This window comes from Paracerasibacillus soli (assembly GCF_042432965.1).
Classification (GTDB): domain Bacteria; phylum Bacillota; class Bacilli; order Bacillales; family Amphibacillaceae; genus Paracerasibacillus; species Paracerasibacillus soli.
Genome location: NZ_JBHLWL010000010.1, coordinates 96,936 through 110,918, shown reverse-complemented (window position 1 = coordinate 110,918; position 13,983 = coordinate 96,936). Strand labels below are relative to the sequence as shown.

The following is a 13,983-nucleotide window of genomic DNA, read 5'->3' as shown; positions in this document are numbered from 1 at the left end:
GGTGATAACGGATGACAAAAGATAATCGTAATGTTCGTGTAGTTGTTGGTATGAGTGGTGGAGTTGATTCATCCGTTGCCGCTTTATTATTAAAAGAACAAGGATATGATGTTGTCGGTATCTTTATGAAAAACTGGGATGATACGGATGAGTTTGGCGTGTGTACTGCAACAGAAGACTTTGAGGATGTTGTACGTGTATGTAATCAATTGGACATCCCTTATTATGCAGTGAATTTTGAAAAACAATATTGGGATAAAGTGTTTACGTATTTCCTAGATGAATACAAAGCAGGAAGAACACCAAATCCTGATGTAATGTGTAATAAAGAAATAAAATTTAAAGCTTTTTTGAACCATGCACTATCCCTTGGTGCGGACTATTTAGCAACTGGTCACTATGCACAGGTGCGCAACAATGATGGACAGTATGAAATGCTTCGTGGTGTGGATGAGAATAAAGATCAAACATATTTTTTGAATCAATTAACACCAGATATTTTAGAAAAAGTCATGTTTCCTTTGGGGCATTTACAGAAATCTGAAGTAAGAGAAATAGCCCAAAAAAATAACTTAGCAACAGCTAGTAAAAAAGACAGTACTGGTATTTGTTTTATTGGCGAAAGAAACTTTAAAACATTTTTGGGTCAATATCTTCCAGCGCAGCCAGGAGAAATGCAAACATTCGAGGGAGAAGTAGTCGGTAAGCATGATGGGTTGATGTATTACACGTTAGGTCAAAGGCAAGGATTAGGGATAGGTGGTCCTGGAGAGCCTTGGTTTGTGGTTGGTAAAAATTTAAAAGAAAATATTTTGTATGTTGCACAAGGTTATCATCATGAACTATTGTACTCGGATTCCCTCGTAGCAACAGATGTAAACTGGTTTATCCCATTCAAAGGAAAAGAGCCGCTTACATGTACGGCTAAATTCCGTTATCGTCAAAAAGATAGCCAAGTAACGGTATCTCTATTAGATGGAAATCGTGTAAAAGTTGATTTTGGCGAGAAACAACGTGCAATAACACCTGGACAAGCAGTCGTGTTTTATGATGGGGAGGTTTGTATTGGTGGTGGTACGATAGATCAAGTCCTTAAAGATGGACAAGTCTTAACGTATGTTGGTTAAAAATAATAAGTGTTTTTGTTTTTAGTTATTGCATAATTGCTGCGTAAGCTTCACTGTCCATGGTTCTTTGCTTATATTTATAGTTGGACAAAAGTAAAAAAACATAAGGTAATCTTAATTAGTGGAGGTGGAATACTTTGGATTTCCATGAAAAGGATGTATATGATAGACCTTCAGTAGTAGTCTGCTTTGTGCTAAGGTCTTGTAACTATGGAAAGTAAAGTATTCTACTGAAACAGATTTATTGTTAGATATGGAGTGTATACGAAGAAAAATCAGACTGCACAATTGGATTCCACTGTGCAAAATATTATTCATTAATGAAAGTAAAGCAGGGGAGATTCGATGAATCATTCAATAGAGAAATATGAAGAGGCATTTAAAAAACTCGAAGAAATAATAGAAGAAAATCCGGCAGACCCAATTGGTTATGTAAATATGGCAAATTTATTAACTCAAATGCGTGAATATGATAAAGCAATGCATTTTTTCGATAGGGCATTAGTATTAGACAATCAAGTAGCGACTGCTTATTATGGATTAGGAAATTTATTCTATGAGCAAACCATGTATGAACAGGCGCAAAAATATTTTTTGAAAGCAATTCAACTCGGTTTAGAGGAATCAGATGCTTATTTTATGCTTGGCATGTCTTTTCAAAACCAGGGACATCATAAATTTGCATTACCATATTTTTTACGCGCTACAGAATTAAATAGTTCAGATGAGCAACTGCTATTTCAATACGGGTTGTCTCTCGCTCAAGTGGGAAACTTGGACATGGCCAAGTCGACTTTGCAAGAAGTATTAAACATGAGCAAAGAACATAGTGATGCACGTTATAATTTAGGAGTCATTGCACTTTTTGAAGACAATCTACAAGAGGCTTTACACTTTTTTGAAACAGCATTGGAATATCAATCTGATCATGTATTAGCTGCAAATGGCATAAAGCGAGTACAAGATAAACTGCAACAGAATCAGGGTTAAGTCTATATATGGTGTGTGTTCAAAAGAATGCTGGCTTATGAATTGGTGCAATTTGATGTGAAGATAATATGATATTTGAACAACCTTTAAAGGGGTATTGAAAATGGAGCATGTAGAAGCGGTAGAACAATTATATATGAAAGGTGAACCTTTATACACAATTTTTTTTAATGAAACGGAACATTTTTCAATTGTGAAAATCCGAATCACCGAAACAAATACGGATTTTAAAGAAAAGGAAATTGTTGTAAAAGGTTATTTTTCAAAGTTACAGGAAGGAACTGCTTACGTTTTTTATGGTCAGTTTGAAAATCATACAAAATTTGGTAGGCAATTTCATGTACATGCATATAAAACGTTTATTCCGGATACAAAGGAAGGTCTTACCGCTTATCTATCCAGTGATTTATTTTACGGTATTGGAAAAAAGACGGCTAGTAAAATTGTGCAAGAATTAGGTGAAAGTGCAATTACACAAATCCTCCAAAATCCAGCTGTTTTAGATAAAATTCAAGGATTAAGTAAAGATACTGCACAACGTTTAGCACAAAAGTTAAAGGAAAATCAAGGTTTTGAACAAGTAGTTGTCTATTTATCTCAGTACAATATCGGTATGAAGCTCGCACAAAAAATCTATCAACAATACAAAGAGTTAACAATAAAAAAACTTCAAGAAGATCCATATCAACTTGTATTTGATATCGAAGGATTTGGTTTTGTTACAGCTGACCGCATCGCAACACAAAATGGCATAGATATGGCGCACCCAAGCCGAATTGGGGCTGGCTGTGTCTATGTACTACAAAATAGTGTGCAAGATGGACATGTTTATTTACCTGTTGAAGATTGTGTTAGGCTCGTACTAGAACTACTCTATCACCCGCAACATCCTTTAACAGCGGACGATATTCAGATTCAAATCAACGAATTGAACAAGAAAAAGAATCTTATTTTAATAGAGAATAAAGTCTATTTACCGTCACTATATTATGCAGAAGATGGCATAGCCTCTCATATGAAGCGGATCTTATCCCATCCAGTAGAAAATGAAGTGAATATGGCTGATTTAATGAAGATTATTGGTGAAATTGAAGAAGAAGAGACATTAAGCTATGGTAAGGAACAATTTGAAGCGATTAATCAAGCGCTTCATGCAAAAATGATGATTTTAACAGGTGGACCTGGTACAGGTAAAACAACTGTAATCAAAGGGATAGTTAAAGCGTATGCTGCAATTTATCAAGTATCGACTGATCCATCCACATATGAGAAAAAAACAGATTTCCCGTTTGTACTCACAGCTCCAACCGGTAGAGCGGCAAAAAGAATGAAAGAATCAACAGGTTTACCCGCTATTACAATTCACCGTTTGCTTGGTTGGGACGGCAATGAAGGTTTTGACAAGAATGAAAATGAACCATTACAAGGTAAACTCTTAATAGTAGATGAATTTTCTATGGTCGACACGTGGCTCGCCAATCATCTTTTTAAAGCAATACCGAATGATATGCAAGTTTTATTAGTAGGTGATGAAGATCAATTGCCTTCCGTTGGACCAGGACAAGTACTAACTGATTTCCTCCATAGCGAGATTATTCCGTATGTTGCCTTGCAAGATGTGTATCGACAAAAAGAAGGGTCGCATATTATTCAATTGGCACACATGATTAAGAATCATGATATAACAGTCGGAGCGTTGAATAACGATGCGGATTTTAGTTTTATACCTTGCCCAGAGGATCAGGTGATTAGAGCTATTACACAAATAGTAGATAAGGCACAAATGAAAGGTATTGACATGAAAGATGTACAAGTTCTAGCTCCAATGTATCGATCACATGCAGGTATTACGGCAATAAATCAGGCGTTACAACAACTCTTAAATCCGCGGGATCGACAAAAACGGGAAGTAAAAGCGTATGATGTAGCATATCGTGTTGGAGATAAAGTGATTCAACTTGTTAACCAGCCCGAAGACGGAGTGTTTAACGGAGATATTGGGGAAGTAGTTGCTATTTTTAAGGAAAATGAAAATACAGAGCAAGTGGAACAGCTCGTCGTTGCATTTGATGAAAGGGAAGTAGTATATGAGCGTAGTGATTACGTTAATATTATGCATGCGTATGCTATTTCCATCCATAAGGCACAGGGAAGTGAGTTTCCAATTGTCATTTTGCCAGTTGTGTCTTCCTACCACCGCATGTTGCGAAAGAATCTAATTTATACTGCAATTACGAGAGCGAAACAATCATTAATTTTAATTGGAGAAAAACGTGCCTTTTTAAAAGGGGTAGAAACGTTAGATACAAACAAAAGATATACTTCTTTGCAAAAGCAATTATTAGATCGAATAAAAATAGAGTCAAAGGTTGAAGAAACTTTAGAAGATGATGATCTATCCCCCTATGATTTTATGTAAATAGCAAGGTATTTTGAATCAATTTCATAATAGCTCTCTTCAAAAAACTTATGCATAAGTTTTTTCTGTGAACCCGCAGCTGGCATACACATCGCCTTCTGCGGTGGCGATGAGCCTTTTCCAAACCGCTGCCTTCCAAAATCCCACCTAGGGCTTTCCTTCCTCGGAACGCTCACAGAAAAATTCATTCATTCGTATAAAATAAAATAAAAAGGGCAAAGCTAAATTATATCCTAAGAAAAAAGTAGGGGAGATTTTATGTGGATGCAATGCCCAAATTGTCAAAGTAAAGATATAGGTAAAATTGGTTCCACGCAATTTTATTGTTGGAATTGTTTTATCGAAATAACGATGATGAATGAGATACTTAATGTTCATCAAATAGAAGCTGATGGATCATTAAGTTCTTTAGACGATTTATTTACAGAAGAGGAAAGAAAAATAAATTGAAGGTCATACAACAGTACATACATATGCAACGGAGCTGGGCCCTTCATGATACATAAAAATAAAGCTTTAAACTTTTTATATTGGATATTAACCGGTATCTTTGTCTTTTTATTTATTTTTTTACTTGTGAAACTCTTTCCTTTTTATAAATCGTTTTTTTCATTTTTGTGGCAACTATTTGCTCCTTTTTTAATCTCCTGTTTGCTTGCATATTTACTTTATCCGATTGTGCTTAAAATTCATCAACATCGTATACCGAAAAGCATTGCAATTTTGTTCATATACATATTCTTTTTTGGTGGTATTGGTTTCTCTATATATTGGTTTTATCCACTATTTATTGAACAGTTACGAGATTTTAATGAGCATTTACCACAGTTGCTGCAATTGTACGAATCGGTTATCTATCAAATTTATGAATCAACCTCTTTTTTACCAGAGGCAGTCCATGACAAGTTGGACCAAGTTATTACAAAAATAGAAACAGATATTGAAAGCTTCATCGGGAAAATAATCGGCGGTATCACTAAAATATTTGACACAATCGTTTTATTAACAGTCATACCTGTACTAGTTTTCTACTTTCTAAATGATTATGAGAAGATTAAAAGTTATGTTAAAAGCTTATTACCAGAAAGATATCAAGCGCAATGTAGTGATATGATACATGCGATTGACAAAAGTTTAGGTGGCTATATTAGAGGGCAGTTCATCATTTGCTTTTTTGTAGGCTTCACTACTTATATTGCATTTCAGTTTTTGGGGATAAAGTATCCCTTGTTATTAGCTATTATCATGGGCTTAACGAATATTATTCCGTATTTCGGTCCAATTATCGGAGCAATTCCAGTACTAGCGATTACAATTACGATATCAACAAAACTTGTCATTTACGCGTTAATTGCAATTTTTATCATTCAATTAATAGAAGGAAATTTATTGTCACCATATATTGTTGGGAAAAGCACAGCAATTCATCCAATCATTATTATATTTGTGCTGCTTTTAGGTGGTCAAATAAGTGGGGTTTTAGGAATGATTTTTGCCGTACCAATCTTAACAATTATAAAAGTAATGACAAACCACGTTATGACGATAAGTCGAAAAAATTGACAGATTTCCTAATCTTTTTTATGATAGTTCATAACTAGTGAACATGAATAATACTAATACGTTGAAGGTAAGGAGTACATGACAGTCTCACCACAGAGAGGGATTTTCTTGGCTGAAAAAAATCCTGGATGTAGAATCATGGAAAGCTATACTGGAGTGCGATTCATACTCGCCGGTGCACACCGTTAACATGTGTAGAGTGATGAACAATGTTTGTTCATAATGAGGGTGGTACCGCGAATAATCTCGTCCCTGCTAAAGTGAAGCAGTGAGGGGATTTTTTTTATTCAGTTTAAAATGATGGAGGAAGAGAAAATGAAACAATTAACATCAGCACAAGTAAGAAAAATGTTTCTAGATTTTTTTACAGAAAAGGGACATCAAATAGAACCAAGTGCATCACTTGTTCCGGTCGATGATCCATCTTTGTTATGGATAAATAGTGGAGTTGCAACATTAAAGAAATACTTTGATGGACGTGTGATTCCAGAAAATCCGCGAATTGTAAATGCACAAAAATCGATTCGAACAAATGATATTGAAAATGTTGGTTATACAGCACGACATCATACATTTTTTGAAATGTTGGGGAACTTTTCTATTGGTGATTACTTTAAAAAAGAAGCAATTACGTGGGCATGGGAGTTTTTAACAAGTCCAAAATGGATTGGATTTGATCCGCAATTGTTGTCTGTAACAGTACATCCAGAAGATGATGAAGCTTACGATATATGGTTAAATGATATTAAAATACCGAAAGAGCGTATTATTCGTCTAGAAGAAAACTTTTGGGATATTGGGGAAGGCCCGAGTGGACCAAACACAGAAATATTTTATGACCGTGGAGAATCATTTGGTAATGATTTAAATGATCCAGAGTTATATCCTGGTGGTGAAAATGATCGTTATTTGGAAATATGGAATCTCGTATTTTCGCAATTTAACCATAATCCAGATGATACGTATACACCATTACCTAAGAAAAACATTGATACCGGTATGGGATTAGAAAGAATGGTTTCTGTATTACAACAAGTACCTAATAATTTCGAAACAGATTTATTTATGCCGATTATAAAACAAGTAGAAAATATGACTAACGTAAAATATGGTGTAAGTGAAGAATATGATACAGCATTCAAAGTTATCGCAGACCATATTCGAACAGTAGCTTTTGCGATTGGTGACGGTGCGCTACCTTCAAACGAAGGTCGTGGCTATGTTTTAAGAAGGTTACTAAGAAGAGCTGTACGTTTTGCTAAAGTAATTGGAATTAACGAACCATTCATGTACCAATTAGTTGAAGTTGTTGGCAACATTATGAATGACTACTATCCTGAAGTGAAAGAACAACAAAATTTAATCGAAAATGTAATTAAAAATGAAGAAGAGCGGTTTCACGAAACTTTACATGATGGTCTAGAAATTCTTGAAAATATAATTGAGAAAGAAAAGAAAAAGGGAAGTAGCGTATTTCCCGGTACTGAAGTGTTTAAACTTTATGATACGTATGGTTTCCCAAAAGAGCTAACCGTAGAATATGTGGCTGAACACGGTTTTACAATTGATGAAGAAGCATTTCAAGCAGAGATGCAAAAACAGCGGGAACGGGCAAGAAAAGCAAGACAAAAAGTAGACTCAATGCATGTACAAGATGATTTGCTATCGCTATTTGATGTTGAAAGTGCATTTGTTGGTTATGAAAATGTACAAACCGTGTCTAAAGTAGAAGTAATCATTCATCATAAAGAAACAGTAAACAAAGCTCAAGAAGGGGAAGAAGCTTTAGTTGTCTTAAATGAAACACCATTTTATGCTGAAAGTGGTGGACAAGTAGCGGATAAAGGATTCTTGTTAGGTGATGGAGTAAAAGTTCTTGTAAAGGATGTAAAAAAATCACCAAAAGGGCAACATATTCACCATGTAGAGATTCAAAGCGGTACGTTAGAAGTAGGAAAAGAAGTAAAAGCGATCATTATTGAGGATGATCGTAATGACATTATGAAGAATCATACAGCGACACACCTATTGCATCGCGCATTAAAAGATGTGCTAGGTTCACATGTTAATCAAGCTGGTTCTCTCGTTGATAAGGAGCGTTTACGTTTTGACTTTTCTCACTTTGGTCCAGTTACCCCGGATGAATTGGAAAAAATTGAACATATTGTAAACGAAAAAATCTGGGCTTCCATTCCTGTTAAAATTGAACAGAAAGCGATAGAAGAAGCAAAATCAATGGGTGCAATGGCGTTGTTTGGTGAAAAATACGGTGATATTGTTCGTGTCGTGGAAATTGGTGATTATAGTCTTGAATTATGTGGCGGTTGTCATGTTAGAAATTCAGCTGAAATAGGTTTATTTAAGATTATATCAGAATCTGGTATAGGTGCTGGAACGAGAAGAATTGAAGCAGTTACAAGTAAACGAGCATATGAATATTTAAATGGACAAATGATATTATTAAACGAAGCGGCAGGATTACTGAAATCAAAAGTAGATCAAGTTCCGAACCGTATCCAATCCCTGTTTGCAGATATGAAAGCACTGGAAAAGGAAAATGACTCATTACTTGCAAAGGTAGCGAATATGGAAGCATCTGAAATTTTGGCGAAAGTAGAAAAAGTAGCTGAGGTTCCGCTACTAGCCGAAAAGGTTAACGTAAAAGACATGAATCAATTACGAACAATGATTGACGATTTAAAACAAAAACTTGGTACATGTGTCATTGTATTAGCAGCTGAAAATAATGGAAAAGTACAGTTAGGTGTTGGAATCTCTAAGGACTTAAATGCCCGTGGTTTGCATGCGGGTCATTTGATTAAAGAAGTTGCTCGTATTTGTGGTGGCGGCGGAGGTGGTCGACCAGACATGGCCCAAGCCGGTGGAAGTCAACCTGAAAAGATAGCAGAAGCATTATCTTATACTAAAAAATATATAGAAGATAATATAAAGTAGTAGTTTCAAAACGTCAAAAATGATACTATAAGTTAATAAGAGCAAAAATGGAATGGGGTGTCAATATGAGTTCAATAGATAAAACAATGAAATTTAATTTTTCTGATGAACCATTTGATAAAGACATGAAGGAAATTCTTTTGACTGTCCATGAAGCACTTAAGGAGAAGGGATATAATCCTATTAATCAAATTGTTGGTTATTTGTTATCAGGTGACCCTGCGTATATACCAAGGTACAATGATGCGCGTAACCTCATTAGGAAAGTAGAAAGAGACGAAGTAATTGAAGTACTCGTCAAATATTATATCGAACAACAAGAAAAGGATTAATATGAAAATTATCGGATTAGATGTTGGCTCAAAAACGATTGGCGTGGCCGTAAGTGATGAATTAGGTTGGACTGCTCAAGGATTAACGATTATTAGATGGAATGAAAATGACATCCATTCAGCGGATCAGGAATTAAAAGAAATCATAAAAGAGCATGACATTGGGAAAGCTGTAATTGGACTACCCAAAAACATGAATGGAACAATTGGTGAACGTGGAGAAGCGTCTAAACGATATGCTGAACATGTGGAAAAAACCCATAATATCTCGACAGTGTTGTGGGACGAGCGATTAACTACGGTAGCTGCTGAACGTGTTTTATTAGAAGCGGATATGAGTAGGAAAAAACGTAAAAAAGTAATCGATAAGGTAGCTGCAATGATGATCTTACAAGGTTATCTTGATCAAAAATAGGAGTGACGATATGGCACTAGAAGAAAAAGAACGAATTATTATCCCAGATGAAAATGGTGAAGAACATTTATTTGAAGTGCTATTTACATTCGACGTAGATGAAACAAAACAATCATATATCGCTGTTGTTCCTATTGAACAACAGGATGACGAAGAAGTTGAAGTGTATGCATTTCGATATGAAGAAAAATCTGGAGATGATAATGATTTAGCACTTTTCCAAATTGAATCTGATGAAGAATGGGAAATTGTAGAAGAAATGCTTCATACACTAGCTGATGAAGAAGAAAACAAATAAGGCTGTAATAAAACTAAAAAACAAAGATATGATCTTACACATTTTATAGTTTACTAAAAAGCAGGTGTCTAAAAAGGCATCGGCTTTTTCTTTAAACTGTGGACATTTTGGTTACTAACAAATAATAAAATATATCCTATATGTACGGTTTATTTATATCACGCAGTGAAATCCTTCTCTAGGTATAGCATAACCTAAAATTTTTTAGTATAATATACCGGACGAGAGGAGCAAGAAGATGTCAAAAAGAAAAAGTAAATCAACGTATCGGAACAATTTGAAGGCAAGAAGTGAAGAAGCGAGAACCGTACGTAAAATTGTCTTGATTATTATCTTATCAATTTTATTAATATTTATTATCGGTGGTTATTCAGGATATACATATATTAAGCAAGCACTACAGCCTGTTGATCCGGATAGTAACGAAGAAGTAAAAGTAGAAATTCCATTAGGGTCATCCTCTTCATCTATTGGTTCCATACTTGAGAAAAAAGGTATCATAAAGGATGGAAGAATATTCCGGTTTTATACCAAATTTAAAAATCAATCTGGATTTCAAGCTGGAAAATATAATTTCACAAAATCAATGACATTAGATGAAATTATTGCCTCATTAAAAACTGGCAAAATTGTAAAAGATGCATTATTTAAAGTAACGATCCCCGAGGGAAAGAGTATTGATGAAATAGCAGAGATATTCGCGGATAAAACGAAAATTAAAAAAGCTGAATTTTTGAAGGTAGTTAATGATAAGGCTTTTATCGATAAACTTATGGAAAAGTATCCAGCTATATTAACAAAAGATATTAAAAATAAGGAAATACGCACACCTCTGGAAGGTTATCTGTTTGCAGCAACATATAATTTTTATGATGAAAAATATACAGTAAAATCGATTGTTGAAATGATGTTGGAAAAAACAAGTGAAGTAGTCGGTCCTTATTTAGACCAACTAAAAGAAAAGGACATTTCAATACATGAAGCAATTACATTAGCATCATTAGTTGAAAAAGAAGCAAAGACTGAAGATCAAAGAAGAAAAATCGCAGGGATATTTTATAACCGACTTGATGAAGGTATGAAACTGCAAACGGATCCAACAGTCCTTTATGCATTAGGGAAACATAAAGATAAAGTATTATTGTCAGATTTAAAGATTAAATCACCATATAATACGTATGAGATTGAAGGATTGCCAGTAGGCCCAATTGCTAACTTTTCAGAGAGTTCTTTGGAGGCAATTATTAAACCAGAACAATCGGATTATCTCTATTTCCTACATGATGCAGAAGGAAATATTCATTATGCAAAAACTCATGAGGAGCATTTAAAGTTAAAACAACAATATATAAAATAATGGTTAGTGTCCTCATATCCTGGCGATAATCAATTTATGAATATCTTTAATTTGAAATGTGAGAAGCTATGCTCACATTTCTCATTTTAATGAAATGTAGTCAGATAGTATAAAATAAAAGGAAGTTTAAGATGGACGAAATAATAACTCAATATTTATCCACTTTATTACCAGAAGAGGAGCAGTGGGTAAAAGAATTACAAGCAGCAGCAAAAAAAGATAATGTACCAATTATGGATGCGATTAGCATGCGCTTTCTTATGCAATTGATGCGGTTAAATAAACCTGCTCGAATATTGGAGATAGGTACAGCAATCGGTTATTCATCGTTACGAATACTAGAAGCAAATCCAACAGCGCACATTGTTACAATAGAAAGAGACGAACCTCGATACGAACAAGCTGTCCAAAATATTCAACGGTTAGGTAAACAAGATCATATTACGTTATTATTTGGGGATGCATTACAATGTATGGATGAGCTGATAGCTAAAGAGCATACTTTTGACTGTGTTTTTATTGACGCAGCGAAAGGAAGTTATAAGCAATTTTTTGAAAAAGCACAACTGCTTATTGCAGAAAATGGATTTATTGTTTCGGATAATGTATTATTTAGAGGTTACGTTGCAGATATATCTTTGTCTCCTAAAAGGTATGTGAAAATGGTGGAAAAAATTAGAGATTATAATCAATGGCTTTCATCACATCCAGCGTTTACGACCACCATTGTCCCTATAGGAGATGGTGTAGCTTTAAGTATTAAGAAATAACCTGACAAGCATAACAACGAGAAGGTTTAGAGAAAGGAACGAATAAACATGCATCAAAAGCCAGTTGTTATTGGTGTTGCAGGTGGTAGTGGAAGTGGAAAGACGTCTGTTACAAGGTCAATATGTAACCGATTTTCGGACAAAACCATTTTAGTTATCGAACAAGATTATTATTATAAAGATCAAAGTCATTTACCTTTTGAGGAAAGACTTCAAACTAATTACGATCATCCACTAGCATTTGACAATGATTTACTAATCAAACACTTAAACGATTTAATGCAAGGTAAGACGATTGATAAACCAGTATATGATTATAAAATTCATACTCGTTCAGATAAAACGATACCTGTTGAATACAAGGAAGTAATCATCGTAGAGGGAATTCTAATTTTGGAAGATCCGCGTTTAGTTGATTTAATGGATATTAAAGTATTTGTGGATACAGATGCTGATTTAAGAATTATTAGAAGGTTGCTTCGCGATATTAATGAAAGAGGAAGATCATTAGAATCTGTTATTGACCAATATATAAATAGTGTACGTCCCATGCATTTGCAATTTGTGGAACCTACAAAGCGGTATGCGGACATTATTATACCTGAAGGCGGAGAAAATCATGTAGCTATTGATATTATGGCTACGAAAATTGAAACAATTTTAACTAGAAATGCTAAAAATAAATAGGTGAAAAGTATTGCAATTTTCCGTAAAGTCTGCGATAGTATTGATTAGTATCTTGTATGAGATTCTTTAGTAAAAATGCTCGTTATTTTATTGTGGACTATAAACCACAGTTTAAGTAATCATGGTATTGAAGTATGATAAGCGGGAAATTAACGGCCCATAAAAGCCCGATTCGTTTAACTGACAATCAGTAGCGGAAGAGTAAATACCCTGCTGATTGAAGTTTTACTTTAAAGATGATGGCCGACGACAAACGACCCGTGAAGTTAATAATTGGTGAGATTCAAACAAAACTTCCATTAACCTTAGTGAATAGATATGACTACGATAGAGCTTCGTGATAGTTGACTATTCATATGAATATGAAAGCTACTTGTGAAGTATACATCTTATTAATGATTTTTTGAAAACGTATAAAGAAATAGATAAGGAGTGTTATTCATGTCAGAAAAAAAATATTACATGACACATGAGGGGAAAGAAAAATTAGACCAGGAATTACTTTTTTTGAAAACAGAAAAGAGACAAGAGGTAGTAGAGCGTATTAAGATTGCTCGTGACTTTGGGGACCTTTCGGAAAACTCAGAGTATGATTCAGCGAAGGAAGAACAAGCTTTTGTAGAATCACGCATTGCACAAATCGAGAAGATGATTCGTAATGCGGTTATTATAGAAAATGATGAAAATGAGTCAAATGTTGTTACACTAGGTAAATCTGTTACATTCCAAGAATTACCTGATGGTGATGAAGAAACATATCAAATTGTGGGAAGTGCTGAAGCAGATCCATTTGAAGGTAAAATCTCAAATGATTCACCAATCGCAAAAAGTATACTTGGTCATGAAGTAGGTGCAGAAGTAACCGTAACTACACCTGGTGGGGAATTCCAAGTGAAGATTTTGAAAGTAGAATAGGAATAATAGCGCATTCAATTTAGGAAATTGAAATTATGACTAACATAGATGTAATCAGCATGGAAAAAGATAGTATAAAATAAATGAACCGCAAAAGATCGATATTTTATTACTCGACTTTTTGCGGTTTTATTTTTAGATATACTTTGGTTAAA

13 protein-coding genes and 1 other annotated feature are annotated in these 13,983 nt (G+C 34.5%); all 13 genes read left to right on the top strand.

The annotated features are described in order from the left end of the window. The first annotated feature begins 11 nt into the window (after positions 1-11). Positions 12-1,127 carry a tRNA 2-thiouridine(34) synthase MnmA gene (gene mnmA / locus ACFFIS_RS03230; protein WP_320379275.1) on the top strand — a complete coding sequence of 372 codons (1,116 nt, stop codon included), beginning with the start codon at positions 12-14 and terminating at the stop codon, positions 1,125-1,127. A 345-nt stretch (positions 1,128-1,472) separates the two neighbouring features. Further along, a complete protein-coding gene (locus ACFFIS_RS03225) occupies positions 1,473-2,117 on the top strand; it encodes a tetratricopeptide repeat protein (RefSeq protein WP_320379274.1) in 645 nt (214 codons plus the stop codon). A 103-nt stretch (positions 2,118-2,220) separates the two neighbouring features. Next, the gene (gene recD2, locus ACFFIS_RS03220; RefSeq protein WP_390186129.1) at positions 2,221-4,536 is read left to right on the top strand and encodes an SF1B family DNA helicase RecD2; all 2,316 of its coding nucleotides are present in this window, start codon (positions 2,221-2,223) and stop codon (positions 4,534-4,536) included. A 264-nt stretch (positions 4,537-4,800) separates the two neighbouring features. Further along, positions 4,801-4,986, top strand: coding sequence for a YrzR-like zinc ribbon domain (locus ACFFIS_RS03215; RefSeq protein WP_320379272.1), 186 nt, complete (start codon positions 4,801-4,803; stop codon positions 4,984-4,986). Between the two features lie 45 nt (positions 4,987-5,031). Next, entirely contained in the window at positions 5,032-6,099 is a 1,068-nt protein-coding gene (locus ACFFIS_RS03210; protein ID WP_390186128.1) for an AI-2E family transporter, read from the top strand. 52 nt (positions 6,100-6,151) lie between these two features. Further along, positions 6,152-6,356, top strand: a binding site (T-box leader). A gap of 58 nt (positions 6,357-6,414) precedes the next feature. Next, complete coding sequence (alaS, locus tag ACFFIS_RS03205) at positions 6,415-9,054, top strand: alanine--tRNA ligase (protein WP_390186127.1); 2,640 nt, start codon at positions 6,415-6,417, stop codon at positions 9,052-9,054. Positions 9,055-9,119: 65 nt separating this feature from the next. Beyond that, positions 9,120-9,386: an IreB family regulatory phosphoprotein gene (locus ACFFIS_RS03200; RefSeq protein WP_320379270.1), complete on the top strand. Its 267-nt coding sequence runs from the start codon at positions 9,120-9,122 to the stop codon at positions 9,384-9,386. 1 nt (position 9,387) lies between these two features. After that, complete coding sequence (gene ruvX, locus ACFFIS_RS03195) at positions 9,388-9,801, top strand: Holliday junction resolvase RuvX (RefSeq protein ID WP_320379269.1); 414 nt, start codon at positions 9,388-9,390, stop codon at positions 9,799-9,801. 10 nt (positions 9,802-9,811) lie between these two features. Next, entirely contained in the window at positions 9,812-10,099 is a 288-nt protein-coding gene (locus ACFFIS_RS03190) for a DUF1292 domain-containing protein (protein WP_390186125.1), read from the top strand. Between the two features lie 238 nt (positions 10,100-10,337). After that, complete coding sequence (gene mltG, locus ACFFIS_RS03185; RefSeq protein WP_390186124.1) at positions 10,338-11,456, top strand: endolytic transglycosylase MltG; 1,119 nt, start codon at positions 10,338-10,340, stop codon at positions 11,454-11,456. Positions 11,457-11,587: 131 nt separating this feature from the next. Then, positions 11,588-12,226, top strand: a complete 639-nt coding sequence (locus ACFFIS_RS03180; RefSeq protein WP_320379267.1) for an O-methyltransferase — start codon at positions 11,588-11,590, stop codon at positions 12,224-12,226. A 48-nt stretch (positions 12,227-12,274) separates the two neighbouring features. Next, positions 12,275-12,913 (top strand): uridine kinase, encoded by a 639-nt coding sequence (udk, locus tag ACFFIS_RS03175; protein WP_320379266.1) that lies wholly within the window; start codon positions 12,275-12,277, stop codon positions 12,911-12,913. Positions 12,914-13,354: 441 nt separating this feature from the next. Then, entirely contained in the window at positions 13,355-13,828 is a 474-nt protein-coding gene (greA, locus tag ACFFIS_RS03170) for a transcription elongation factor GreA (RefSeq protein WP_320379265.1), read from the top strand. The last annotated feature ends 155 nt before the right edge of the window (positions 13,829-13,983 follow it).

Coding starts and splice junctions, on each gene's coding strand:
- udk (WP_320379266.1), top strand. CDS start 12,275: ATGCATCAAAAGCCAGTTGTTATTGGTGTTGCAGGTGGTAGTGGAAGT.
- ACFFIS_RS03190 (WP_390186125.1), top strand. CDS start 9,812: ATGGCACTAGAAGAAAAAGAACGAATTATTATCCCAGATGAAAATGGT.
- ACFFIS_RS03200 (WP_320379270.1), top strand. CDS start 9,120: ATGAGTTCAATAGATAAAACAATGAAATTTAATTTTTCTGATGAACCA.
- ACFFIS_RS03225 (WP_320379274.1), top strand. CDS start 1,473: ATGAATCATTCAATAGAGAAATATGAAGAGGCATTTAAAAAACTCGAA.
- mnmA (WP_320379275.1), top strand. CDS start 12: ATGACAAAAGATAATCGTAATGTTCGTGTAGTTGTTGGTATGAGTGGT.
- greA (WP_320379265.1), top strand. CDS start 13,355: ATGTCAGAAAAAAAATATTACATGACACATGAGGGGAAAGAAAAATTA.
- ACFFIS_RS03180 (WP_320379267.1), top strand. CDS start 11,588: ATGGACGAAATAATAACTCAATATTTATCCACTTTATTACCAGAAGAG.
- ACFFIS_RS03210 (WP_390186128.1), top strand. CDS start 5,032: ATGATACATAAAAATAAAGCTTTAAACTTTTTATATTGGATATTAACC.
- ACFFIS_RS03215 (WP_320379272.1), top strand. CDS start 4,801: ATGCAATGCCCAAATTGTCAAAGTAAAGATATAGGTAAAATTGGTTCC.
- mltG (WP_390186124.1), top strand. CDS start 10,338: ATGTCAAAAAGAAAAAGTAAATCAACGTATCGGAACAATTTGAAGGCA.
- recD2 (WP_390186129.1), top strand. CDS start 2,221: ATGGAGCATGTAGAAGCGGTAGAACAATTATATATGAAAGGTGAACCT.
- alaS (WP_390186127.1), top strand. CDS start 6,415: ATGAAACAATTAACATCAGCACAAGTAAGAAAAATGTTTCTAGATTTT.
- ruvX (WP_320379269.1), top strand. CDS start 9,388: ATGAAAATTATCGGATTAGATGTTGGCTCAAAAACGATTGGCGTGGCC.